At 38.4% G+C, this 25,266-nt stretch carries 29 protein-coding genes; 10 read left to right on the plus strand and 19 right to left on the minus strand.

The window, feature by feature from the left end; genetic code table 11:
- Window positions 1-55: 55 nt before the first annotated feature.
- The 4 genes from MKX67_RS19730 to MKX67_RS19745 form a co-directional block, all read right to left on the minus strand.
- Window positions 56-340 carry a 3-isopropylmalate dehydrogenase gene (locus tag MKX67_RS19730; protein WP_224937044.1) on the minus strand — a complete coding sequence of 95 codons (285 nt, stop codon included), beginning with the start codon at window positions 338-340 and terminating at the stop codon, window positions 56-58.
- A gap of 25 nt (window positions 341-365) precedes the next feature.
- Window positions 366-1,016 carry an alpha/beta hydrolase gene (locus tag MKX67_RS19735; protein ID WP_307317734.1) on the minus strand — a complete coding sequence of 217 codons (651 nt, stop codon included), beginning with the start codon at window positions 1,014-1,016 and terminating at the stop codon, window positions 366-368.
- 94 nt (window positions 1,017-1,110) lie between these two features.
- Entirely contained in the window at window positions 1,111-1,620 is a 510-nt protein-coding gene (locus MKX67_RS19740; protein ID WP_307317736.1) for a GNAT family N-acetyltransferase, read from the minus strand.
- 135 nt (window positions 1,621-1,755) lie between these two features.
- Complete coding sequence (locus MKX67_RS19745; protein WP_342488633.1) at window positions 1,756-2,679, minus strand: helix-turn-helix transcriptional regulator; 924 nt, start codon at window positions 2,677-2,679, stop codon at window positions 1,756-1,758.
- A 100-nt stretch (window positions 2,680-2,779) separates the two neighbouring features.
- On the opposite strand from MKX67_RS19745, the gene MKX67_RS19750 reads away from it, so the two are divergent.
- The 4 genes from MKX67_RS19750 (at window position 2,780) to MKX67_RS19765 (ending at window position 6,601) form a co-directional block, all read left to right on the plus strand.
- On the plus strand, window positions 2,780-3,838 hold the full coding sequence (locus tag MKX67_RS19750; protein ID WP_342488635.1) for an ABC transporter ATP-binding protein: 1,059 nt from the start codon (window positions 2,780-2,782) through the stop codon (window positions 3,836-3,838).
- 85 nt (window positions 3,839-3,923) lie between these two features.
- A complete protein-coding gene (gene modA, locus MKX67_RS19755) occupies window positions 3,924-4,730 on the plus strand; it encodes a molybdate ABC transporter substrate-binding protein (protein WP_342488636.1) in 807 nt (268 codons plus the stop codon).
- On the plus strand, window positions 4,711-5,388 hold the full coding sequence (gene modB / locus MKX67_RS19760) for a molybdate ABC transporter permease subunit (RefSeq protein ID WP_341105854.1): 678 nt from the start codon (window positions 4,711-4,713) through the stop codon (window positions 5,386-5,388). The genes modA and modB overlap by 20 nt, the downstream gene beginning before the upstream one ends.
- A 163-nt stretch (window positions 5,389-5,551) precedes the next feature.
- Window positions 5,552-6,601 carry an NAD(P)/FAD-dependent oxidoreductase gene (locus MKX67_RS19765; protein ID WP_341105852.1) on the plus strand — a complete coding sequence of 350 codons (1,050 nt, stop codon included), beginning with the start codon at window positions 5,552-5,554 and terminating at the stop codon, window positions 6,599-6,601.
- A gap of 143 nt (window positions 6,602-6,744) precedes the next feature.
- On the opposite strand, the gene MKX67_RS19770 is transcribed toward MKX67_RS19765, so the two are convergent.
- Window positions 6,745-7,185: an NUDIX domain-containing protein gene (locus tag MKX67_RS19770; protein WP_342488637.1), complete on the minus strand. Its 441-nt coding sequence runs from the start codon at window positions 7,183-7,185 to the stop codon at window positions 6,745-6,747.
- A 118-nt stretch (window positions 7,186-7,303) separates the two neighbouring features.
- Between MKX67_RS19770 and MKX67_RS19775 the strand changes: the two genes are divergently transcribed.
- Window positions 7,304-7,498: a helix-turn-helix transcriptional regulator gene (locus MKX67_RS19775; RefSeq protein ID WP_224937052.1), complete on the plus strand. Its 195-nt coding sequence runs from the start codon at window positions 7,304-7,306 to the stop codon at window positions 7,496-7,498.
- Between the two features lie 41 nt (window positions 7,499-7,539).
- Here the strand turns inward: MKX67_RS19775 and MKX67_RS19780 are convergent, their stop codons facing one another.
- Together MKX67_RS19780 and MKX67_RS19785 are read right to left on the minus strand one after the other, a co-directional pair.
- Window positions 7,540-9,873, minus strand: a complete 2,334-nt coding sequence (locus MKX67_RS19780; RefSeq protein ID WP_342488638.1) for a heavy metal translocating P-type ATPase — start codon at window positions 9,871-9,873, stop codon at window positions 7,540-7,542.
- Entirely contained in the window at window positions 9,870-10,250 is a 381-nt protein-coding gene (locus MKX67_RS19785; RefSeq protein ID WP_233435373.1) for a metalloregulator ArsR/SmtB family transcription factor, read from the minus strand. The genes MKX67_RS19780 and MKX67_RS19785 overlap by 4 nt, the downstream gene beginning before the upstream one ends.
- Before the next feature lie 247 nt (window positions 10,251-10,497).
- Here MKX67_RS19785 and MKX67_RS19790 point away from each other — a divergent pair, with 247 nt between their 5' ends.
- Window positions 10,498-10,734, plus strand: coding sequence for a 4Fe-4S binding protein (locus MKX67_RS19790; protein ID WP_224937055.1), 237 nt, complete (start codon window positions 10,498-10,500; stop codon window positions 10,732-10,734).
- Window positions 10,735-11,071: 337 nt separating this feature from the next.
- Here MKX67_RS19790 and MKX67_RS19795 read toward each other — a convergent pair whose 3' ends face one another.
- The 3 genes from MKX67_RS19795 to MKX67_RS19805 form a co-directional block, all read right to left on the minus strand.
- Complete coding sequence (locus MKX67_RS19795) at window positions 11,072-11,818, minus strand: amino acid ABC transporter ATP-binding protein (RefSeq protein WP_342488640.1); 747 nt, start codon at window positions 11,816-11,818, stop codon at window positions 11,072-11,074.
- Between the two features lie 15 nt (window positions 11,819-11,833).
- Window positions 11,834-12,493, minus strand: a complete 660-nt coding sequence (locus MKX67_RS19800) for an amino acid ABC transporter permease (protein ID WP_095371938.1) — start codon at window positions 12,491-12,493, stop codon at window positions 11,834-11,836.
- A gap of 61 nt (window positions 12,494-12,554) precedes the next feature.
- Window positions 12,555-13,346, minus strand: a complete 792-nt coding sequence (locus MKX67_RS19805) for an amino acid ABC transporter substrate-binding protein (protein WP_342488642.1) — start codon at window positions 13,344-13,346, stop codon at window positions 12,555-12,557.
- A gap of 238 nt (window positions 13,347-13,584) precedes the next feature.
- On the opposite strand from MKX67_RS19805, the gene MKX67_RS19810 reads away from it, so the two are divergent.
- Window positions 13,585-14,100 (plus strand): type 1 glutamine amidotransferase domain-containing protein, encoded by a 516-nt coding sequence (locus MKX67_RS19810; RefSeq protein ID WP_342488643.1) that lies wholly within the window; start codon window positions 13,585-13,587, stop codon window positions 14,098-14,100.
- 40 nt (window positions 14,101-14,140) lie between these two features.
- Here the strand turns inward: MKX67_RS19810 and MKX67_RS19815 are convergent, their stop codons facing one another.
- Entirely contained in the window at window positions 14,141-14,536 is a 396-nt protein-coding gene (locus tag MKX67_RS19815; RefSeq protein WP_095371935.1) for a helix-turn-helix domain-containing protein, read from the minus strand.
- Window positions 14,537-14,765: 229 nt separating this feature from the next.
- Between MKX67_RS19815 and MKX67_RS19820 the strand changes: the two genes are divergently transcribed.
- The 3 genes from MKX67_RS19820 (at window position 14,766) to MKX67_RS19830 (ending at window position 17,351) form a co-directional block, all read left to right on the plus strand.
- Entirely contained in the window at window positions 14,766-15,347 is a 582-nt protein-coding gene (locus tag MKX67_RS19820; RefSeq protein WP_341105835.1) for a TetR/AcrR family transcriptional regulator, read from the plus strand.
- Window positions 15,348-15,367: 20 nt separating this feature from the next.
- On the plus strand, window positions 15,368-16,573 hold the full coding sequence (locus MKX67_RS19825; protein ID WP_342488644.1) for an MFS transporter: 1,206 nt from the start codon (window positions 15,368-15,370) through the stop codon (window positions 16,571-16,573).
- A 142-nt stretch (window positions 16,574-16,715) separates the two neighbouring features.
- Entirely contained in the window at window positions 16,716-17,351 is a 636-nt protein-coding gene (locus MKX67_RS19830) for a VTT domain-containing protein (protein ID WP_342488646.1), read from the plus strand.
- A gap of 143 nt (window positions 17,352-17,494) precedes the next feature.
- Here the strand turns inward: MKX67_RS19830 and MKX67_RS19835 are convergent, their stop codons facing one another.
- Genes MKX67_RS19835 through MKX67_RS19870 form a run of 8 tightly spaced genes read right to left on the minus strand, consistent with a single transcriptional unit; the run spans window position 17,495 to window position 25,266 of the window.
- Window positions 17,495-18,895, minus strand: a complete 1,401-nt coding sequence (locus MKX67_RS19835; RefSeq protein ID WP_251162065.1) for an MFS transporter — start codon at window positions 18,893-18,895, stop codon at window positions 17,495-17,497.
- A 16-nt stretch (window positions 18,896-18,911) separates the two neighbouring features.
- Window positions 18,912-20,384 carry an aldehyde dehydrogenase family protein gene (locus MKX67_RS19840; protein ID WP_342488648.1) on the minus strand — a complete coding sequence of 491 codons (1,473 nt, stop codon included), beginning with the start codon at window positions 20,382-20,384 and terminating at the stop codon, window positions 18,912-18,914.
- Between the two features lie 23 nt (window positions 20,385-20,407).
- On the minus strand, window positions 20,408-21,541 hold the full coding sequence (locus MKX67_RS19845; protein WP_342488649.1) for an acyl-CoA dehydrogenase family protein: 1,134 nt from the start codon (window positions 21,539-21,541) through the stop codon (window positions 20,408-20,410).
- Window positions 21,542-21,562: 21 nt separating this feature from the next.
- The gene (locus MKX67_RS19850) at window positions 21,563-22,759 is read right to left on the minus strand and encodes an acyl-CoA dehydrogenase family protein (protein ID WP_322910461.1); all 1,197 of its coding nucleotides are present in this window, start codon (window positions 22,757-22,759) and stop codon (window positions 21,563-21,565) included.
- Between the two features lie 18 nt (window positions 22,760-22,777).
- Window positions 22,778-23,188 carry an OB-fold domain-containing protein gene (locus MKX67_RS19855; protein WP_095371927.1) on the minus strand — a complete coding sequence of 137 codons (411 nt, stop codon included), beginning with the start codon at window positions 23,186-23,188 and terminating at the stop codon, window positions 22,778-22,780.
- Between the two features lie 11 nt (window positions 23,189-23,199).
- Window positions 23,200-24,363 carry a thiolase gene (locus tag MKX67_RS19860; RefSeq protein ID WP_322910460.1) on the minus strand — a complete coding sequence of 388 codons (1,164 nt, stop codon included), beginning with the start codon at window positions 24,361-24,363 and terminating at the stop codon, window positions 23,200-23,202.
- Window positions 24,364-24,376: 13 nt separating this feature from the next.
- The gene (locus tag MKX67_RS19865; protein WP_307317766.1) at window positions 24,377-24,796 is read right to left on the minus strand and encodes a MaoC/PaaZ C-terminal domain-containing protein; all 420 of its coding nucleotides are present in this window, start codon (window positions 24,794-24,796) and stop codon (window positions 24,377-24,379) included.
- Between the two features lie 20 nt (window positions 24,797-24,816).
- Complete coding sequence (locus tag MKX67_RS19870) at window positions 24,817-25,266, minus strand: MaoC family dehydratase N-terminal domain-containing protein (RefSeq protein ID WP_095371924.1); 450 nt, start codon at window positions 25,264-25,266, stop codon at window positions 24,817-24,819.

Genomic DNA, 25,266 nt, shown 5'->3' on the forward strand with positions numbered 1-25,266 from the left:
CTAGAATCAAACTAAAAGAAGTGCTGTTCCTTAACAGTACTTCTTTTGATTATATTTACATCATTTTGAGTACTTTTTGTAAGCAACTTACTATCACGGCGATAAATAATACTATCCCACTATTAACAAGCAACATATAGCCTATTTGCAGACCATAAAAAACGGTAAACGGATCGCGGATTATAGAGATAGCTATTAAACTCCCCATACCGCCAAATACAGGGGCAAATGCTAGAATAATGAGTGCTCCCTTGTATACACTTCTTTTTTTAAAAACTACAAATGCCCCTGCTATATTGGCAATGGCAATAAAAACAATCATCAAAATTGAAAGAATCACCATTTATCCTCCTTAGTAAAATCGCTTATTTTAAATTCGTATTCACTAAGAAAGTTTCCACTTCCTCTGCAAACTGTTGCGGCATTTGTGTATTCAGTTCATGGCTACCATTATTTATGATTTGTAATTGCGCATGTGGGATCAAATTTGCCAATTCTTTTGCAGTAGGCATATTTATACGGTCTTTAGAACCAACCAATACTAAGGTCGGAATATTTATTTGATGCAATGAATGAGATAAATCATAACTTTCCATAGATTGATAAAGGGGAATAATTGTTGACTTTTCTATCCCTTGCTTCCTCCATACTTTTGTTGGTATGAGCTTAAATATATATTTTTGCAGCTGAAATATGCTTTTAATCTTCCATCCATTTACTAATGAGTATGGCGTTCCCGATAATACCATCCCTTTTAAATGAGGGTTCGTGATAAGGGATTGATGTAATGCAAAGCATCCTCCTAATGATAGTCCAATGATGATAAACGGACCATCTATTGTATGAAGCACATTAGTTAAAGATTTAGATAACTGATTGAAAGTAATAGATTCAGATGTTTTCACTAATTCATCTATAGAGATGAACCTAGCATCGTATCCGTCCCCCATAAACTTCTTAACCTTTATCCAACTATCATTGGTCTGGCCTAATCCATGCAAAAAAACTAGTTTCATCCGTTTCTCACCACCGATATTTAATTGTGCCCTGTAGCTTAGTTACTTTGTTTAGTGAATACAACGAGCTAAATTTCACCAACTCTTTTTCCTACTAAATATCCCGCGCATATCGCAAAGTTTTATATTCATCTTGCCCCTTGTTATACCAACCTTTCTGTTCATGTTGCAAAACGAAACCTTTTGCCTCATAAAAGGGAATGCCCATTCTATTTCCCTTTTGAACAGATACCCATTGTTCTTTTACACCGTAGATTTCTTTTTGTTGTTTCGTAATAGCATGTAATAGTTTTGTGCCGATACCTTCGTTTTTCCTAGCTGGATCAAGGTATAAAACAAATATTTCCCCGATTCCTTCACCAGTCAATCCACCGCCACCTGCACCAATAACACGCTCATTATCTACTGCTACAAAGTAACCTCCCCATTGGCGATTCCTCGTTTCAACTTCTGCTGAAACTCTAGCAACATTGTAAAAATCACTGATCACGCTCTCAATATATTCCTTCGTATATAAATCCTTATAGGTCGCCCGATATCCATTTGAACACACCTTAATAATCCCATTAATATGGGTTGAATTAGCTTGAATGATTTGTATCATATTTATCCCCTATTCATGGAAAAATCAGAATTTTATTACTCTAATTTTACCATAGAAAGAAGTGATGGATGGCAAGACTTGTTATCCTCAACAAAAAACCTACTGTCTTTTTCAGACAATAGGTTTTTCCTTCTCTTATGATTCATAAATAACTTCCCCACACTTACGTAAATCATAGCCGTATAGCTGTTCGATTTCCTTTTTATAACTTTGGGAATTAACCGTTTCTTTCAACAATTGTACAAGTTCTTCATTTTCTTTAAGAATGATAAGGTCATACTGCTCAGATATTAATGGAATAAAGTCAACATTGACCATTTTTGTTACATTTTCAATACCTATACCAATATCCGCCTGACCACTCGCGACAGCTGAAGCCACAGAGTAATGGCTTGTTAACACATGGTCATACCCATTAAGCTTGCTCGCATTGAATCCATGAACTCTAAGTTGTTCATCCAATAACACTCTTGCGCCAGAGCCAACTTCCCTATTCATGATGGTAACATCCGCACGCCCAAGATCTGCCCATCCTTGAATATGCAGAGGGTTTCCTTTTTGTACGTAGATACCTGCCGTACGGTAAACAAGATTCAGTTGGATAAACGGTTGACTGACAAGAATTTTCTTCACATAAGACGTATTATATTCTCCTGTATCACCATCAAACAAATGACAACTAACGACATTACATTCTCCACGATACATCGAAAATAAACTATTCAAGCTACCACTATACATTCTTAATGGTGGTTGTCCTTTTTCATTTTCTATATGTTTAGCTAGTATATCTAAAACAATATCTTGTCCACTTATAATCACATGACCATCATCAACTGAATGAACTTTCTCTTTTACTTCTTTCACAGCTTTATTCTTGGTGATACCTGTTTTACTCTTGGATTTGTAACGCTCCAAGTCGACGGCATCAATTCTCATTTGCCTCCCTACACGATAAGCAGGAAGTTGATCCTTTTTAATAAGATCATATACTGTTAACTTTGAAACCTTTAATAATTGTGAAACTTCTTCTATTGTATAAGATGCATCGTTCGTCAAAAGTATCACCTCCAGGATATTTCAAAAAGGATTCGTTTTTTGTTTATGTTTTTATTATAATTAACAATAACTAATTATAACTAATTAAAAGGTGAGCAAAATGACACAATTAATCTTTGAACATATTTCTAAATCTTATCATTCAGGTGAACCGGTCATAAAAGATTTCCACTTTGAAACAAAAGAACAAGAGTTTATTGTCTTTGTTGGTCCATCTGGTTGTGGAAAATCAACGATCCTAAAAATGATAGCCGGCTTAGAAAACATCACTTCTGGAAGATTAATAATTGATGGGAAAGAAATGAATAACGTCCCTACTAGAGAACGTAATCTATCAATGGTCTTTCAAAATTATGCATTATATCCTCATATGACAGTATATCAAAATATCGCTTTCGGTTTAAAGATGAGGAAAGAAAAGAAAACTGATATTAAGAAAAAAGTGTTGAAAGCCGCAGAGATTACTGGCTTAACAGGTTTATTAACAAGAAAACCGACAGATCTATCGGGCGGACAAAGGCAGCGGGTTGCCCTTGCTAGGGCAATCGTTTGCGATAATCCCGTTTTTCTAATGGATGAACCACTTTCTAACCTGGATGCCAAGCTGCGTACACAAATGCGCAGAGAAATTACACTTTTGCATAAAAGGCTAGCAACTACGACCATTTACGTCACACATGATCAAACAGAGGCAATGACAATGGCTGATCGTATTATCGTACTAAAAGATGGAAGTATTCAACAAGTGGGTACACCACATGAAATTTATGAAACGCCAGCTAATCTCTTTGTCGCCAGCTTTATTGGATCACCAGCTATCAATGTTTTAGAAGGAAAAGTCGAATCCAATGTCATTACAATTGACGGAATTCCGACTCATTTTTCACGTGAAAATTTAAAAAATACTAATGAGGCACTAATCGGTGTTCGTCCAGAGCATTTAATCATAGATGAATATAATCCACTCTTGACCGCCACCGTTGAAGACTTAGAAACTCTTGGTGCAGATACTATTATTTATGCAAAACACAACCGCATTCATTTATCGATAAAAGCACCTGGATTATTATCCTTCAGTAAAGGTGACCCATTACCTTTATCACTCACTGGTGAACATCTCCTCCTATTTGATAAAGAGTCAAAAAAAGTGATCCTTTAGTATAAAAAGTATTTTATTTCATAACTAGTTATAATAAGATATAAAAAGATATAATTAATTAGAAGAAAGATGGAGATGATTCAACTTGTTAAAACATTTAAAGCTGATTTGTTTATTGCTCTTAGTTACTTTATTTACCGTAGCGTGTTCTTCAAATGAAGGAGAAACTGCCCTAAAAGAAACGAATAATAAAGAAAAAGAACCGGTAGAATTAACCATTTCTGCTGCTGCTAGTTTGCAAGATGCCATGTCAGAAATAGATGAAATGTACGCAGAACAACACCCTGAGACAAAACTCACATTCAATTTCGGTGGATCAGGTTCTCTCCAACAGCAAATATCCCAGGGGGCACCCGTTGACCTCTTCTTCTCAGCTGCAGAAGATAAATTCGATATTTTAGTAGAAGAAGGAAATATTGCAAAAGAAGATGGTGTTGATTTATTAGGGAATAGCTTAGTGTTAATCACTCCAGCCGATGAAAAAAATCTAACAGGTTTTACAGATTTAACAAAAAAGGAAGTTGAACAAATTTCACTTGGCACACCTGAATCTGTTCCTGCTGGTGCTTACGGTGTCGAATCACTTGAAAATATGGGCTTATGGAACGAACTAGAAGCTAAAACTGTTTACGCAAAAGATGTAAGACAAGTTCTTTCTTATGTGGAAACTGGCAACGTAAATGCAGGCATTGTTTATAAAACAGATGCACTCGCTTCTGATAAGGTTGAAATTATTGATACAGCAGGTGCTGATACACATACACCAATTATTTACCCTGTTGGTATCGTAAAAGACACGAAAAATTACGATGCAGCGAAAGAATTCTATACCTTCTTACAATCTGATGAAGCATTAAAGGTCTTTGAGGAATATGGATTCACTGCTCAATAATATTACCAGTTCAACCTTTCTAAGTCCCATATGGATTTCATTAAAAATTGCCATTCTCGCTGGAATAATCGTCGTTATAATTGGAACAATTGCTGGCTATTATCTCGCAAGGAGGTCTTTTAAAGGCAAAGCAGTCGTCGAAACGATTTTAATGTTGCCAATGGTACTGCCACCGACTGTCGTTGGCTTCTTATTAATTGTCATCTTTGGTAAAAATAGTTGGGCTGGTCAAGCCATAACTTGGCTATTCGACCGGCCCATTATTTTCACTTGGTGGGCTGCAGTCCTTGCCGCCATCGTTGTCTCTTTCCCTTTAATGTATCAATCAGCTAAATCTGGCTTTCTCAGTATTGATCGTGATATCGAGGATGCAGCACGTGTGGATGGTGCAAATGATTGGAAAGTATTTTGGCTAATATCTGTTCCATTAGCTTCTAAGGCGCTCATTTCTGGCGCTATTTTAAGCTTTGCCAGAGCACTAGGCGAATTTGGCGCAACATTGATGTTTGCAGGTAATATTCCTGGTGAAACACAAACGATCCCTATTGCTATCTATCTAGCCATCGATTCCGGACAAATGACCATGGCTTGGCTATGGGTAGGGGCTATGATTATTATTTCATTTATCATCCTTTTAACAATTAGAGTAAAGGAATAAAAAAATCGTAGAGATATCCACACACTCTGCGATTTTTTTGTTAAATCCATTGGCCTATTTATCTTATAATGAAAAAGTAGGAAGTTTCTCTTGCAGAAAAGGGAAATAAGCGTTATCCTTTAATGAGAATGATAATCAATTGCGGAATTTAGGAGGGATCAAGATGGAACAGCATGAGTTATTTGATGTGACAGTTATTGGTGGAGGTCCAGCAGGCTTGTATTCTACTTTTTATAGTGGGTTACGTTCCATGAAGACCAAGATTATTGAATTTCAACCACAGCTTGGCGGGAAAATCCATGTGTACCCAGAGAAGATGATTTGGGACGTAGGTGGCCTAGCTCCTGTACCTGGTGAGAAACTAATCGAACAACTCATTACTCAAGGCTTAACATTTGATCCCACTGTTGTATTAAATGAAAAAATTGTAAAAATCGACCAAGATGACAACCGTATCTTTCATCTACATACCGCATCAGGACAAATACATTATTCCAAAACGGTCATTGTCGCTGTAGGTGGGGGTATTTTAAAACCACAGAAGCTTCAAATCGAAGGTGCAGAAAAATATGAAGTATCAAATCTTCACTATACAGTTAAATCCATTCAAAGCTTCCGTGATAAAACGGTTGTGATATCAGGTGGAGGAAACTCAGCTGTCGATTGGGCAAATGAACTTGTTCCTTATGCAAAAAAAGTTTATTTGACTTACCGTAAAGGTGAACTCAGCGGACATGAGGCACAAGTAGAACAACTTAAGAATAGCTCAGCTGAGGTCATTTTCCACTCTTCTATTACTAAGCTTGTTGCTGGTGATGGACAGGACCGTATTGAGTATGTGGAGTTAACTAATCATGAGTCGGGTGAGGTATCAACCCTTGCGATAGATGATGTAATTATCAACCATGGATACGAAAGAGACTCAGCACTCCTCAATAATTGTGATATGCAAATTGACATGATTGATGATTTTTATATTGCAGGTAGTAGCAGAAGTGAATCATCTATCCCTGGGTTATATGCTGCAGGAGATATTCTGAAGCATGATGGTAAAGTTCATCTCATTGCCGGCGCCTTCCAAGACGCTGCCAATGCTGTTAACCATGCGAAGACATACATCGATCCAGAAGCCAATGGATTCGGAATGGTTTCTTCACATAACGAATTGTTTAGTGAGCGAAATAAAGAATTAAAGAAGAAAATCTATAAATAATTTCACGTTATAAATAGATCCTATATGGAGAAAGTGTAAAATATTTGCTTGCAGTAATGGTCAAAAGTATGGATACTTTTGACCATTTTTCTATATAGGCATGGCAGTTAGACAAATTGATTTAAGTACTACATTCTTTTATCTTAGTTCACATCCCCAAGATAGACAGGTGAATGATTATCGAGTATGTATTTTGTTAGCTCTTGCGGATAGATCCGAATTGTCTCAAGGCTTTTTATTGGTATCCACTCTATCCCCACTTGGTGATCATCTGCCAGTATAGCATCATTCTGGTCTACCAGATGACAGGTGAAGAAGAATTCAACTTGATGTACATTCTTATGTTGCGATGAAAATTCATGATTTCCCCCTATATATTCGCGAATATAACGAAGGTTTCCTACTTTTATAATAGCTCCAGTTTCTTCTAAACACTCTCTTTTCACTGTTTCTTCAAGGGTTTCCCCGTGATTTTGTCCTCCTCCCGGAAAAACATAAAAAATGCCTAATTCATCCATACATTTAACTAATAACAAGCGCTCATCTTCTATCATGATCGCTCTACTCGCATTTCTTATTTCCATCTATTATCCACCTTTTCTCCTATTAGCACAGTGTAAATGCACAATAATACTGAAAAAACCCATTTTTTATGGTACTATATAACCAGTTAATTATACCCATAAAACATAAGGAGCCTCTATGTCTAAACAATTAGGATTCAACTTAAAAGTAGAAAGATTAAAGAAGCATATGACGCAAAAGGAATTAAGTGAGCACATCGGCATTAGTGCCCGTACGATTTCACGGTATGAATTGAATCAAGCAAATCCAAAGGAAAAAACTTTAATGAAGTTTGCAGAATTTTTCGGAAAAACAATAGAGCAACTGAAATAATATTCTCCTATTCAAGCAAAAAGGAGGCTTTACGCCTCCCCCTACTCTTTCACTTTCATTAAGCGCATACTATTTAAGGCTACAATTAAAGTAGCACCAATATCTGCTACAATTGCAATCCATAAAGTTAACCAACTTGGGACAACAAGTAGTAGAGCAATGAGTTTAATCGTAAGTGAGAAGGTAATGTTTCCTTTTATAATTCTCATGGTTTTTCTACTTAACTTAATCGCAAATGGGAGCTTTGATAAATCGTCACCCATGAGAGCAATATCCGCCGTTTCTAAGGCAGCATCTGTACCTGCTCCTCCCATCGCAATTCCCACTTGTGCAGAAGCAAGAGCAGGGGCATCATTTACGCCATCACCGACCATTGCCACATGTCCTGACTCTTTTTGTAGTCTTTTTACCAGTGCCAATTTTTCTTCCGGTAATAATTCTGCATACACTTTCGATACCCCAGCTAATTCCCCGATTCTACTGGCTGCCTTATGATGGTCTCCTGTTAACATCACCGTTTGTTTCATCCCTAATTGGTGTAGCTTTTCTACTACTGCTTTGCTTATTTGACGGATTTCATCAGCAATGGCCATTGTCACGAGTATCTTTTTTTCCGTTCCAAAAACAATGACTGTTTTTCCTTCGCTTTGTTGTCTTCCAATCATTTCACCTATAGTCTCAGGCATTACTTGTAATTGTGTAAAAAGTTGTGGGTTTCCAATATAATATTTTTCTCCATTTATCTTTGCCTGGACCCCTTTACCTGTTAGTGAAGCAAAGTCTGTTACTTCAAAGTCTTTACCTTTTAGCCCTTTTTCATCTGCTAAATGAATAACTGCAGAAGCTAATGGATGTTGGGAAAGTTTTTCAATACTAGCAATCATTCGTAGCCATTCATCACTTTCTTTCTCATCATCATGCACATTAAAATCAGTAACAACCGGTTCTCCTTTTGTTAACGTCCCTGTTTTATCAAAAGCTACTGTTTGTATATGCGACAACTCTTCTAAATAGATACCACCTTTAATGAGAACGCCGTGTCTAGCTGCATTACCGATTGCTGAAACGAGTGCAATTGGTGTCGAAATGACAAGGGCACAAGGACAACCAACAACCAAAACAGCTAATGCTTGGTAAACCCAAGATTCCCAGCTCCCATCTAAAAATAATGGCGGGATGATGGCAATGAGGACAGCTATTAACATAATAACTGGTGTGTAGTATCTCGCAAAACGATCGATGAAAGCTTGTGCAGGTGCTTTTTCACCCTGTGCTTCCTCTACTAAATGAATGATTTTGGCAATTGTCGTATCACCGACCAATTTCGTAATTTTCACTTCTAAATAACCGTCTTGATTCAATGTACCTGCAAATACCTCATCATCTATACCTTTTTCAACTGGAATGGACTCACCAGTAATCGATGCCTGATTGATGGATGATATACCTTTAACAATCATGCCATCCATGGCAATTTTTTGTCCTGGTTTTACTAACATAATATCGCCAACTAGAATTTCTTCAACAGACACAACCTGCTCTATACCGCTCCTTCTAATTATTGCCTTCTTCGGAGCAATTCTCATGAGCGAGCGAATAGACTGTCTGGCTTTTTCCATCGAATAACGCTCAAGTTCTTCACTTATAGCAAACAAAATGACAACAACAGCTACTTCTCCCCACTCGCCAATGATTGCCCCGCCAATGACGGCTACAGTCATTAATGTTTTCATATCAAAATCTAGCTTTATTAGATTCTTTACCCCTATTTTTAATAAATCTAAGCCACCAATAATTATTGAGAAAAGAAACATTGAAACCGTAAGATAATGGCTCTCTCCAAACCCAATCCAAGATAGATAGCCAAACAGAACAAACAAACTAGCAATAAGCACACGACTGTATTTTTTTATAAAAGAGGTTGGTTCCTTTTCATTTAATCCGACATAGGCATTCTCTTCGGCTACCTTTAGATTTTCAAAAGCGCCTGCTTGTTCTAACTCTGCAATCGATACCTCCCCCTGTACAGAGAGTTTACTTGCACCAAAATTCACATGGGCATCTTGTACACCAGACAAATTCTTTACATTTCTTTCAAACTTAGCAGCACAATTTGCACAGGAAAATCCTTGTACACGATAAGTCTTTTCATTTATTTTTTGTTCAGGAATGACTTTAAGTTTTTCAAACGCACCCGCTTTTTCAATGTCGCTAAGAGAGGCATCTCCTACAATTGAAAGTTTAGAAGCACCAAAATTCACATGCGCTACTTTCACTCCAGGTATGTTTTGTACGTTTTTCTCAAATTTTCCCGCACAATGAGCGCATGAAAATCCTTCAATCCGATAGTTCTGTTTAGCTTCACCTTCACTCATTGATTTGGCCGCCCTTCTTGATGATGGATATAGGCAATCTGAATTAGTTGTTTGACATGGTGATCATCTAAAGAATAATAAACAAGCTTTCCTTCTTTACGAAATTTCGCTAACCCAATATTTTTTAATAATCTTAAATGATGGGAGGCTGTTGCCATTGAACAATCAATGATTGTTGCAACATCACATACACAAAGTTCTTCTTCTATTGTGAGAGCATAAGCAATTTTTATACGTGTAGCATCAGATAAAGCTTTAAAGATTAGCTCAAGGCCTGTTATATCGCTCATTTCTTGTTTGACTCGACTAACCTTCTCTTCATCATTACAAATAACTTCACAAACCTCAGCATCTAGCTTAATCTTGGAAACCAAAATAAAAGCACCTCATTCAAACGAATATTTGATTATAACTTCAGTCTATGTAATGGAAGTGGTTATTGTCAAAGGAAAATGAAGAATATTTGAAAAATAATAGCACTTCCTTAATACTCCATACTAATTACCAAAAATAGGTTTAAATGCTGGAGAAAAGAGGAATACAGATAAAAATATTTAATTATACAATAGACACACATTTGTGAAGAAAACACTTCAGATATAAACGTTGGGAGGGAAGATAAAAATGGCGTATGTAATTACATCTCCTTGTATTGATGAACAAGCTGCTGATTGCCTTGACTCATGCCCAGTCGATTGCATTGAAAAAGGGGAAGATCAATATTTGATTGACCCTTCAATTTGTATTGATTGCGGAGCATGTGAAGCTGTTTGTCCAGTAGATGCTATCTTCTATGAAGAAGATGTACCTGATGAGGAAGAGTCTTTTATTGCGAAGGCAAAAGCCTATTTTGATGCCTAATGAAAATGTGAACAGAGTGTACAAACAATGGCACTCCGTTCTCATTTTTGTATTTAGACTATAGCTGGTGATAATCCGTTTGTTTCGGTAAAACAGGTTTCTTTTTTTGCGAAGCACTTGACTTTTTTTTATTCGTTTCCTAAAAATGGAAATTTCCTTAGTTTCTTAGTGGACCTGGTCTAATTAGTTTCAAATCGGGACAGCCTGCTAACTCTTTACTTATTCTGTCTCGTTTAACATTGGTTCGAAGGAAACTTCTTTTATTCTTGCTCCCCTTCTGAATCGTTTAAGGCAGCACAGTAACACCCTCTACCTATTAGATAGAGGGTGTTACACTTTATTTCAGATTTCTCTTTAGAAACGCTTTTGTTCTCTCATGTTGAGGTGAAGTAAATAATTGATCTGGCTTACCTTCTTCAACGACTTCACCTTGATCCATAAATATGGTTTTTGTTGAGACTTCTTTGGCGAAGCCCATTTCATGGGTAACGACGATCATCGTCATTTTTTCTTTCGCTAAATCTTTCATTACTTGTAATACTTCAACGGTTAGCTCAGGGTCCAATGCTGAGGTTGGTTCATCGAACAACAGAATTTCTGGTTCCATCATTAAAGCTCTTGCAATGGCCACCCGTTGCTTTTGCCCACCGGATAAATTACCAGGAAAGGCATCCATCCATTCGCTTAATCCTACCTTAGCTAATAAAGTCTCGCTTCGTTGTCTGATTTCCGCTTTTGTCCCCATTTTAGCCATTTTCGGTGCGATTTCTAAGTTCTCTCGGACGGTTAAATGTGGGAATAAATTAAAGTGTTGAAACACCATACCCATTTTTGCGATCATATTTTTCACATTTTGAGGTTTAGCATACTTTCCATCTTCGACTAATGCCTCCCCATCAATCATGATAGAACCGCTGTTGATTTCTTCTAATTTAATCATACTGCGAAGTAGCGTACTTTTTCCTGAACCTGAAGGACCGATAATTGACACAACTTCATTTTTCTTAATATTAAGGTTGATTCCTTTTAATACTTCTGTTTTACCGAATGACTTTTTTAAATCAACCACAGAAATAACTGTCATACTAAGCGCTCCTTCCTATGCGTATCTAAATCTTCTTTCAATCCATTTAAAAATAAACGAGAGTACAAGTGTCATCAATAGATAAATGATGCCCGCTAAGAAGAATGGCATGATAGTAAAATCACGATTGACTGCCGTTTGAGCAAAGTGTAAAAGTTCCGGAACAGCGACTGCATATAATAACGCTGTATCCTTTACTAACGTAATTGATTCATTCGCAATCGCTGGTAATGCTACTCGGATCATTTGAGGAATGATGATACGTGTCATTGTTTGCCAACGATTTAACCCTAGTACATGCGCAGCTTCATATTGACCCTTATCTACTGAAATTAGGCCCCCGCGAAATATCTCAGCAAAATAAGCAGCATAATTCAAGATGAACCCTAAAGATGCGGCAACAAACCGATCAAGGACTAAATATTCACCTACGACTGGAAGCATTGGTAACCCGAAACAAATAAATAATAATTGTAGTAGTAATGGTGTTCCCCGCATCACATAAATATACGTATGGGCAAACCAAGATAAAGGCTTTATCTTACTACGAGCTGCTAGTGTTAATAAAAATCCAAGTGGAATTGAGGCAATAATGGCAATGATAAAGAGTAACACTGTAATTTGCGCGCCTTCTAGCATAGGCTTAAGTAACGTCATAATATAATCAAGTGACATCGTTCATCCTCCAAAAACAAAACAGGGTTTCCTCCAATTAGGAAAACCTGCTGTTATTCATTTACTTCAATAATAAATCTTCACCAAACCATTTCTCGGAAATATCTGCCGCTGTACCATCAGCAATCAATTCATCTAATGCTGTTTGTAAATCTGCTAGCAATTCATCGTTTCCTTTTTTTACACCAATACCATACTCTTCTGGCGCCAGTGATTCCTCAAGAACTTTAAAGTTTTCATTTTCTTTTGTCATATAATAATCAATGACGATTTCATCAATGACTACTGCTTCGACGCGACCATTTCTCAAGTCCGCTAATGCTAACACATTATCAGAGAACTCTGTAACCTCTTTTACTTTTTCACTAATTTCATTTCCACTTAAGGCATCAGCAGCCGATGATAATGATTGTAAACCTACTACTTTTCCTTCTAAATCATTAATCGTTTGAATATTAGAATCTGCCTGTGTCACAACCACTTGTGCATTACTTAAATATGGCTTAGTAAATAAGACCTTCTCTTTTCTTTCATCTGTAATCGTATAACCATTCCATATGAGGTCGATACGACCACTACTTAATTCAGACTCCTTTGTTTTCCAATCAATCGGTTGAAAGACAGAGGTTGCACCCATTTTTTCTACTGCCGCTTTTGCTAAATCAATGTCAAAACCGACAATCTCATTATTTTCATCTCTGAACCCCATTGGTGCAAACTTATCATCTATTCCGATAACGATTTCCTTTCCTTCTTCTGAACCGTTTTCCTCACTAGATGTTGTTGAGCCGCAAGCAGCTAAAAACCCGACTACTAAAAGTGATAAAACAAAAAGCGTAAATTTTTTTCCCATGATTAAGCCCCCAATTTATAATAAATACTTTAGTATGCTAATATATTAGAGTGATAAAATAAATCTATCATATGAGTCAAATCTATGTCAATCATTATTTTAATATATGCAAATCAAGTGTATATTCTGATATTTTATAGTTACTTTAATGTAACTATGTGTAACGAAAGTGCGTTCTTCACATTTGTTGTTTAACCATTTACGATAAGAATAGATGACAAAGAAGGAGTGATATGGAATGGGTAAAAAAATTGCCGCACTTGTAACAGATATGGTGGAAGAAATTGAATTCACTGATCCCGCTGAGAAAATGAGAGAAGCTGGCCACACGGTTTCCATTGTAAATGCTGAAGCAGGAAAAGAAATCAGAGGAAAAAATGGTCAAAATTTCACTGTGGATAAAGGGCTTGATGAAGTTAGTCCAGAAGACTTTGACGCTTTGCTTATTCCTGGAGGGTTTTCTCCGGATTTATTAAGAATTAATCCTGACCACGCCAGTTTTGCCAAACATTTTATCGCAGAAGGCAAACCGGTATTCGCTATTTGCCATGGACCTCAATTTTTAATTGATACAGATTTATTAGAAGGAAAAAGGGTGACGAGCTTCATTTCTGTACGTAAAGACTTAATTAATGCTGGGGCTCAATTTGTCGATGAAGAAGTAGTTGTTGATCAGCAACTTGTAACAAGTCGTACACCAGATGACTTACCCGCTTTTAATCGTGAAGCATTAAGATTATTATTAAATAACTAATAAGGCCAAAGCATAACTAACATTAAAAACCAGCTTAGGATTACTTCTCCTCAAAGCTGGTTTTTAATATGCCTTCTTCTTGTAGCTGTTGGATGCGGTTCGTACCCCATTCATACATCATTTCAATAATAGGTAATAGCGAATAACCTAATTCCGTCATAGAATACTCCACTTTCGGCGGCATCTCTGGATACACTTTTCTACTGATTATCCCATCTTCTACTAACTCTTTTAATTGATTAGATAGCGTTTTATGCGATACACCATCAAAAAGCTTTTGTAGGCCATTAAAACGGTAAGGACCTTCTATACCTAAATGCCAAAGGATAACAACTTTGTACTTGCCACTTATCACTGATAAAGTGAACTCCTTCGCACAGTGGTAATAACCACTTTCTAGCTTTTCTTTTATATCTTCCCGAAGAGACTCACACATGCTTATCCACCTCCCTCGCACCTATCCATCCTTTAAGAGTTTATTTTAACATATCAAACCCCGTGTATATCTAATGGTTTCTATCACATCATCTACAGATTCTAAGTAATGTAATTTCACTTATTATAGCTACTGATATTGCTGAAATTTGCCAACTAATTTTTATTGCTTTTACTTAAACCCTCTGATAAGATAACTTACGAACGTTCGTTAATCAGGGGTGAGTGAAATGAAAAGTGATGATATAAAGGAAGCAGCTTTGAAATATTTTACGATTCATGGATATGAAGGTGCTTCCCTTTCCCAAATAGCAGAAGAAGTGGGCATGAAGAAACAGTCATTATATGCGCATTTTCGCGGTAAAGATGATTTATTTCTTCAAGTGTTACATGATGCCAAAGAAACTGAACTACTAAGCAAATTACAATATTTTAGCAACATACGAAGCTCGCAACCAGAAAAAGATTTATATGGATTTTTACAACTAATTGTAGATCTCTTTCAACAAAATGAGCAATTGAAGTTCTGGCTAAGAATGTCATTCTTCCCACCAGCTCATCTACAAAAAGAGGTTGACCTTGAAGTCATTGATATAGAAGAAAAAACGCAAGCCTTATTACAGGAAAAATTTCAGCAATGGATAAATGAAGGGCTATTGCATGTAGAACATCCACGCATACCTACACTCGCATTCTTTGGTGTTGTCGATAGCATCATGCTTGAGCTTGTCTATATGAGTGATACAAAACGATTACAAGAAAAACTAGAAGCCTCATGGAAAGTATTCTGGAGAGGCATCTCGATACGTTGAGAAAAAAAGAGGTGTTTCAAATGGAACAAAAACCGTTAAAAGAACAAAAAGCTGTCTTACTTATTTTATTAAGTAATATTTTCATTGCCTTTTTAGGCATTGGACTAATTATTCCGGTCATGCCTTCATTTATGAATATTATGCATTTATCTGGTAGTACAATGGGCTATTTAGTCGCTGTCTTTGCTTTCGCTCAATTGATTACTTCCCCATTTGCAGGTAGATTCGTTGACCGATTTGGCCGAAAAAGAATCATTACAATCGGGTTATTTCTATTCGCTATCAGTGAATTGGTTTTTGGATTAGGTACTCATATTTATGCTTTATATCTATCAAGAATTTTAGGCGGAATCAGTGCAGCTTTCATTATGCCTGGGGTAACAGCTTATGTAGCCGACATCACTACATTAAAAGAGCGACCAAAGGCAATGGGTTACGTGTCAGCAGCTATTAGCACTGGATTCATCATAGGCCCAGGAATCGGTGGCTTTATCGCCGAGTATGGTATTCGTCTGCCTTTCTTCTTTGCAGCGGGTATTGCCTTCTTTGCCTGTATTTTATCTATCTTTATATTAAAAGAACCACTAACAAAAGAGCAGATGAAAGAGCTTTCTGAAAATGCAACGAAAAGCAGTTTTATCGCAGATTTTAAACGCTCGTTCAATCCGTTATACTTTATTGCGTTTATCATCGTCTTTATCCTAGCGTTCGGTCTATCTGCCTATGAAACAGTATTTAGCTTATTCTCAGACCATAAATTTGGCTTTACACCGCAAGATATTGCGATTATTATAACCATCAGCTCGATATTCGGCGTCATCGTCCAAATTTTCTTATTCGGAAAAATGGTCGAGAAACTCGGAGAGAAAAAAGTGATTCAGGCCTGTTTAATCATGGGTGTTGTCTTAGCATTTGCCTCAACAGTCATATCTGGATTTTGGATGGTACTATTAGTGACGGCCTTCATCTTCTTAGCATTTGATTTACTACGTCCGGCACTTACCACTTTCCTTTCCCGATCAGCGGGGAAAGAACAAGGCTTTGTCGCTGGAATGAACTCAACTTACACAAGTCTCGGTAACATTGCCGGACCAGCAGTTGCAGGCATTCTATTCGATGTAAATATCCATTATCCTTACCTATTTGCAGGTGTAGTCATGCTACTGGGCTTAGGGATAACATATATATGGCGTGAGAAGGAGTTTGTTGAAAGCACGGCAGAATAATTGAAAGAGTCATTATGTGTCACCGTTAAGGAACACATATGACTCTTTTTCTATATAACAAAAAAGGGCGAATTCCTTATTTCTTTCTTCACCTTGGATGAATATGATGCCTCTAATGAGTCTACTATCAGGGGCGGGTATAATGGGAACATTCTTTTACACGATGAGCACGTTTGATAAACAACTGGGGGAGTTCCTTACTTCTTATGGATTATATATATATGTACTGTTATTTTTGCTTGTTTATTTAAAAACTGCCTTCGTGGTACTTACATTTATTCCAGGGGACTCACTTGTATTTGCTAGTGGTGCTCTTGCAGCAGTGGGTAGCTTGAATATCGAAACACTAGCCATTGTTTTCTTTCTTGCTACCATCTGTGGAGATAACCAAAACTTCTCTATTGGAAGATTAATCAAAGGCTGGAATAGTAAAAGATTAAAGCCAATTTTATTAAAAGAAACACAACTCCAACGGGCTGAGCAATTTATGACCCGTTACGGTAAAATATCTATTATCACCGCTAGATTTATTCCACTTATGCGTACAACTGTCCCGTTAGCAAGTGCAATAATGAATTATTCCTATCGATCTTTCTTTAGACATAATGCCCTTGGCGGATTCCTCTGGGTGTTTTTTTGGTTACTAACAGGGCTCTTATTGGGGCAAATGCCCATTGTAGAACAACATCTTGTTGCCTCACTTTTGGTACTTTCGCTTATTCCTTTTAGTATTCCGGTTGTTTTTTTCCTCATGAAAAGAAAAATAAACAAGAAGTAAATTTAAGCATTGTACATGGTAGTAACCCAACCTTATTAATAATTTCATTTATTACTATTTAAAGGATGACTATTTCTTAACATCGTCCATAATCTTAGACAAAAAAACACTCCCATTAGGAAGTGCAACAATGCTAAATCTATCTATTTTTCTATCGTTTGTTTTTGAGAAACAGATGCGGGGGCTTCTTTTTCTTCCCCTTTAGGCATGAGAAAGATGAAAAAAAGACTCAAAGTCGTAAAGATTGTCAGTAAAACTGCGGTTGATGATAATCCTTTCGCGCCATTTCCTCCAGCAGCAAAGATTGCGAAAGTAACTAAAGCAAACGATGCCCCTACACGAGAAGCGACATTTTCTATCGTTAAATAAGTAAAGGAGACCACGCCAACCCTTGTAACAGGTGCCCGAGAGACAACGAGTGCTTTTACGATTGGTCCTACTGTCCCAATTGCAGAACCTATAAGACTCATAGAAATAAATAAATAGACAAAAGAGGTATCCTCATTAGCAAAAATCAACATGCTAACCCCACCATTCAGCAAGAAAATACTGCAGAGAATTAAATGCACTGGTTGGGTTTTACTCATTAAACGCCCACTAATGAGGTTGCATATAGCCATAGTTAGGAATAATGGAAATTGCAATAACCCTACCACCGTAGACGAATGGCCTTGAACACTTTGCACGAAGAACGTTAATAAATACATCACACTACTAAAAGACATGTACATGATAATAGCAATGATAGATGGAACCCAAAAATGACGTGTCTTTGCATAGTCAATATCCAGTAACGGTTGCTTAGTCCTCTTTTCAACGATAATTAAAAAGATGAATGAAACAACAGCAACTACTAATGCTGGTGACCACATCCATGATGTCACACCATACTGATTGATAAATGTTGGAATCGTAAGTAGACCTGCTAAAAGAAGAAAGACAAATATTACGCCTAACCAATCAATTGTGCTCTTCTTGCTTCTTTGTACAGAAGGTACGCCAAAAGTAAACAGCAGGAAAGCAATAATACCAAAGACTGAGCAGAGCCAAAAGATAGACGACCAACCGATGCGATCCACGAGAACCCCACTTAATATAGGACCAATGAGACCACCTACAACCGTATAAAATCCATACACACCCATCATTTTACCACGCATACTATCGGTATATACGGTACCGACAAAGTTCACGCCGGCAGGAATCACAGCCGCTCCGGCGAAGCCTTTTAAAAATAAACCGAACACCAACAACCAAAAAGATGGAGCAATGGCCACCATAATCGAACCGATTGTTAGTAATCCAGAACCGATCAATATGACTATTTTTTGGCCAAACGAATCAGACAACCAGCCCATCATCGGTTGAAAGCCTGTTAATCCTAAAGCAAACCCTAGCTGCATATAGACAGAATAGCCTGCAGTTAAATCGAAATGTTCGAGCATTTTTGGATAAGCTGGGATGTGTGTTGCCTCTGCAAACACGACAAGTAAAATGCCGATGCAAAGAATATGAAACGAACGATTAACAGACTTTTCCTCCACTCCATTCCCTCCTTAATTACCCGATATGGATCACGCACGCCTTTTCACGGGTGTTCTCTAATAAGGAATCTTTACCAAATCCACTCTCCTTAAATCCACCAAACGGTAATTCTGGTCCTACTCTTCGATACGTGTTGACCCAAACATTTCCACTATCAATTTTCTTCATCATACGATGGGCTCTCCCTAAATTGTTTGTCCATATGCCCGCTCCGAGGCCAAAGCTTGTATCATTGGCAAAACGCAGGGCATCTTCTTCATTATCGAATGGCAAGACGACCGCCACCGGACCAAAAACCTCTTCCTGACAGATTCGTAGAGAAGAATCCTTCACTAGTAGCAGCGTTGGTTCCACCCAGTATCCTTTTTGAAGATCTGCTTGATCGTCAAAGAAGCTCTCCCCACCGTAATTTCCTCCAAAGATGACTTCTCCCCCCTCCTGCTTTCCTAATTCAATAAAGTCGCAAACCTTTTTATATTGGACATTGTTCGCAATTGGTCCCATCGATGTCGCTAGATTCATAGGATCACCAAAATGAATTGACTCTTCAATGGACTTTTTCATTAAAGGAAGAAAATCGGGTAAGATGTCTTTTTGTACAAGAATGCGAGAGCCGCCGACACAAATTTGTCCAGCATTCCCCGTGAAAATACCATTTAATGTGACGCCTTCTGCCGCTTTCTTTACATCCGCATCAGCGAACACAATATTGGGGGATTTCCCTCCAAGTTCAAAAGTGACAGGCTTTGGCGATTGTGCCAGCTTCTTTGTAATCGCACGAGCAGTTTGACCTGATCCCGTTAACGTCACCCGATCAACATCTCTATGACCGACCAAGTACGAACCTGTAGAACCATCTCCTGAGATGACGTTTAATATTCCCGGAGGAAGAATTTGATTAAGCAGTTCTGTATATTTTAAGCTCGATACACTCGCATGCTCGGAAGGTTTGATAATCACGGCATTGCCTGCTGCAAGGGCATACGCCGCTTTAATCGTAAAGGTAAATAATGGGGCATTCCATGGAAGAATACCAACAACAATGCCTAACGGTTCCCTAAGCGTGTACCCGATTGTTTCCTCATCAAGTTGGACCGTTTCACCTTTATTGACATGTGACGCCGCTCCTGCTGCGTCTAACCAAATACTCACTAATGATGGAATGAGACCGTGCAATGTTTCCCGATAAACCCACCCATTATCCTTCGTTTCTAACATCGCTAACTCTTCGCCATACTTTTCAACCTGTAACGCAATTTCTCTTAAATATTTTGCACGTTCCATTGCTGATAATTGCGACCAAGCTGGGACGGCCTGTTTGGCATGCTTGATTGCTAAGTCAATATCTTCTTCTGTACTACAGGGGATTGTCGCCCATACCTTGCCATTTGCAGGGTTTATACTTGTTAATTGTTTTCCTTGAGTAGCTGGCAATTGCTTTCCATTGATTACATTTAAATAATGTTCGATTTCATTTATGGTCTGCATTACAATCACTCCCCTTTTTTCTTTTACCATCCTAAAGCTGCTGCTGCCTTTTCATAATAGCTCTCTCTACTACCTAGATAGTGTTCATAATAGCGCGCTCTTTTCACATATAAATGACAATCTAATTCTTCAGTAAATCCAATCCCGCCATGTATTTGTACATTGGCTGCTGCTGCTTTTTGCAGGGCGTTATGAATAAAAATACGCGCCGCAAATATGGATTCCTGACGATCTTCAGCTGCTGTATCGTAAGCCCAATTGGCATAATAGGATAGTGACCTTGACAGTTCTAAATCCACTTTCATATTGGCAATCGCATGTTTAATGGCTTGGAAACGGCCAATCGGTTGCCCGAATTGTTCCCGTATCTTTGCGTATTCTGCTGCCATATCCACAATCGCAGCCATACAACCCACCATAATGGCGCAAATTGATGCATTAAAAGATAGCAGTCCTTCTTCGAGAATGTTATCACCTTGGTTTAGCTCTCCTAGTAATTGCTCTTTATTAACGATTACATCTTCAAAGTGAATTTGCGATAGCTTCCGTGTTTCATCAATACTTTGCTGCTGTGTAACGTTTTTTATCATTGCCTTATCCACTAGAAAAAGTGAAATTCCCTCTTCATGGCTAGATGAAGTGGTTCGAATCGGAACGAGAAAAGTATCAGCTAGTTCGACATCTACTACTAACGATTTTACGCCGTTAAGAACAAAATCATCACCTTTTTCTACCCCACTTACTTGGATCGACGACGCCTTGTAACTTCCTTTTGGCTCTATCCAAGCAACCGAAATCTGCAGGGAACCATCGGCAATTGCAGGTAGATACTTTTGCTTTTGTTTCTCTGTACCATATTTTTCGATAAGTGGTACAGAGAAACTATTCGTTTCCAAAAACAGCCCCGGCAGGACACTTCTCCCCATCTCCTCAAGTGGTAATACCATGTCTAATAAACCTAAGCCCATTCCCGCATAGTCTTCTGACACATTGATACTTGGATAGCCTAATTCAACTAATCCTTGAAATGCTTGATTAAATCTTTGTCCATCACCATCAATAAAAGCACGGGCAATATTGGTTGTACCTTGCTCAGTTAAATACTTCCTTACATAACTACCGAATAATTCCTGTTCTTTATTTAATGCGAAATCCATTCTTTTTCACCTCCAACAATGTTAACGTCCTAGATCCTTAGGTAGTCCTAGTATTCTTTCTGCAATAGTATTTCTTTGTACCTCACTTGTTCCCCCGCCAATTGTCATACCAAAGGAATAAAGATACTGTTTCTGCCAATACGAATCACCAATTGCCGCATCCTGCTTCCAAAGAATCCCGTGTGGACCTTGAATAGATACGGATAAGGCAAAGAGTTCTTGTGTCGCCTCACTTACTATCAGTTTATCTAAAGAGCCCTCAGAGCCCGGTTGACCATTCTTCAATGTTTTCGTTAAATTACGATAATAGTTCAACAAAGATCCCCTAGATTTTGCATATAAATCAACTAATGCATTTCTTACACTTTCCTTTTTTATGACAGGCTGCCCGTCCTCCGTCCATTCCTTAGCCATCGTTACTAAATCTTGAAATTGCTGCTCTAATGTAAATACTTGACCACCAATACCCGTACGTTCATGCATAAGTAAAGCAATCATTACTTGCCAGCCACAATCGATCTCACCAACAATATCACTATCATAAGCAATCGCATCATTTAAATAGACTTCATTAAAGTCATGTTCCCCATCCATCTGGATAATAGGCCTAGTCTCTACACCTTCTTGATGCATATCCAAAAGGAAAACGGTAATACCATGATGTTTCTTCTCCCCTTTTGAAGTACGCGCTAATAGGAAACAGCGATCTGCTAAATGACCAAAACTCGTCCAAACCTTCTGCCCATTAATCACCCAACGATCACCTTTTTTTACTGCAGTTGTCTGAATAGCTGTTAAGTCTGAGCCCGCATTTGGTTCAGAATATCCTTGGCACCAAACCTCTTCTCCAGAAATGATTTTAGTAATATAAGCTGATTTCTGTTCGTCACTTCCCATTTGCATAAGCAAAGGGGCAACCATATGGATGCCGACATAATTTACTAGAGGCGGTGCACTAACGCGAACCATTTCTTGTTGATAGATGATTTCTTCAATTAAACTAGCTTCTCTTCCTCCGTACGCTTTTGGCCAAGCAATTGCCCCCCAGCTACCTTCATAAAGCTTGCGCTGCCAATCTCTTAAGAAGCGAGAATACTCATTCATATCTTCTGGTAATTTTCTGTCTCCATGCAACCACCCTTCTGGCAAGTTTTCCTTGAGCCATGTACGTAATTCATGTCTAAACTTTTCTTCTTTTTTTGAAAATGAAAAGTCCATCTTTTCTCTCCTCCCATCCTATTCCCATTGTGGTAGGGCACGCTCATCATTGATCTTCTGCCACGTCATTTCTACTTCCATCCCGATATGGATGTCTTCTATCGCATGATCCAAAATGTTACCGATCATTTTCACTTCTGGATAGGCAGCCAATTCAATAACGGCAATGACAAGTGGCGTATCATTGTGAAATCCTGGCAAGAAAGGGCGGTGGGAAATGACGTAAGAATACACACGTCCTTTAATATTTGTGCCTAAGTTCTCCCATGTCAGATCACTGCTGCTACACTTTGCACATGCCGGTCCAGGTGGATGGGCGAACTGTTGGCATGTATGACATTTTTGCAAAAAAAGTTCATGGCGGTCAGCCGCATCCCAAAAGGGGGCATTATCTTCATTTTTTAACGGTATCGGTTTCTCATAGCTCATTCGTATTCCTCCTAATTCCTTAATATCATCGCACCAGCAATATCTGGACCTGCCCAGCCCGTACATAAACCAACTTCACAATCCTTCACTTGTCGGTCTGATCCCTCATAGTCGTGACGAATCTGTCGCACAATTTCAATCACATTATTCATTCCATGTGTGTATCCTTCTGAAAGCATGCCACCAGCTGTATTACTCGGCAGCTTCCCACCCATCTTGAGATGTCCATCGGCAACAAAGTCTCCCACTTCGCCTCTTTTCGCTATCTCATATGCCTCTAACTGCCGCAACACAACCCAACTATAGCAGTCATAAATAGATGCGACATCGAGGTCCTTTGCGGTAACCCCTGCCTTCTTGTATACATCCTTAGCAACATAGTCTGAAGCGACTTCATCTACATTGTTCCAATAATGTGCGTGTGAAACACATTGTCTAGCGGCGATTCCCATAATATAAGCGGGCTGCTTCGGTAATTGTTCAGCTCGTTTGGCGGATGTAACAATGATTGCATTTGCTTCGTCTGACTCTAAGCAGAAATCATGCTTATTAAATGGGAAGCTTAAATCAGGCGTATCATGATAAGCTTTCATTGTTAATGGCTTTCCATAAAAGAAGGCTTTCGGATTTCTTTGTGCATGCTCATAAAAACTCACACAAACATGACCTAGATGCTCCTTCGTTAACCCTGTTTCATGCATATGACGTGTGGCAAATAAGCCAAACCATTGCCCAGGACTACCTGCTCCATATGGGATGAGAAAGCTACCGCCATCCATCGCATTTTGCAGCATGTTCACATCCCAGCCACCACCGCCCATTCTTACGCCTGATCTGCCATTCATAGATCGATAAATAAGGACGGTATTTACTTGACCTGTTTCAATCAGACCAATCGCGTCAGCAATTAACATTTCTGTACTGCTTCCGCCACCCATAATATCTTTTACATATTTCGGTCTCACGCCTAAATAGGTAGATAATTGATGTGCCGTACATGAATCGTTTTCACTGTAACTCATAAATCCATCAATCTCTTTTGTCTCAAGTCCAGCATCAGCAATAGCTGCTCGCGCTGCATCTAACGCCAAATGTAACGGGGTTGTACCCGACTTTTTTGAACGTTCGCTTTCTCCAACTCCGACGATTGCATATTTGTTTTTAATGTTTTCCATCGTCAACTCCTCCTTATTCAAAGAATTCCAACAATGCAGAACCTGATCCAACGATTTCTTTTATTGATTTAGCCGCTTGCAACTCAAATTCCACATATTTCTTTCCTTCGTCCTCGTATACGCGTTTTACAGTAGCTGCGCAAGTAATCTCATCCCCCGGTTTAGTCATCGCTCCAAAACGCATGTTAAACTTCGCTACTCTCGCAGTCACACCAGCTAATTGTTGGATATATTCTCCTAAGAATCCCATGACTAACATGCCATGTGCGATGGCTCCTGGTAATCCCATACTTCTAGCAAAAGCATCGTCGGTATGCAATAAGTTGTAATCTCCTGATGCTCCCGCGTATTTGACGAGTTGAACCTTCGATACCGCAGGCTTCACTAATGGTTTTAACTCTTGACCGTCTACCAAATCGGCAAATCTTAGCATTGTCATTCCTCCTCGTATCGTTATACTGCCTGGACTGGAGGCTGGGTATAGATGATATTCATGCGACTTGTAACCACTAAATCCCCCTCTGTGTCTCTCATTTCGGTATCCAGAATAATAAATTGCATCTTTCCTTTTTTTCCTTCTTTTTCATAAAGGTCTGCTACTTTTATTTGGCAAGTAAGAGACTCGCCTACTTTTAGTGGGCGATGATAAATAAAGGACTGCTCACCATGAAGCATTCTCTTTTTATCTAAATCTAGCTCTATTCCTTCACCCTCTACCCCTGCTACCACCGGAAAAGTAGGTGGCGCAATCAGCCCATTATAGGGACTCTGATTAGCATAAGTTGGTTCCGTATATAATGGATTGTCATCACCTATAGCTTGAGCAAATTGTTTAACATGTCTTTTATCCACTTCAAACATGAACGTTGACCCAGTCTTACCGATAATTGTCTGATCGAGCAT

This window comes from Cytobacillus sp. FSL W7-1323, from assembly GCF_038595015.1.
GTDB lineage: Bacteria > Bacillota > Bacilli > Bacillales > Cytobacillaceae > Cytobacillus > Cytobacillus kochii.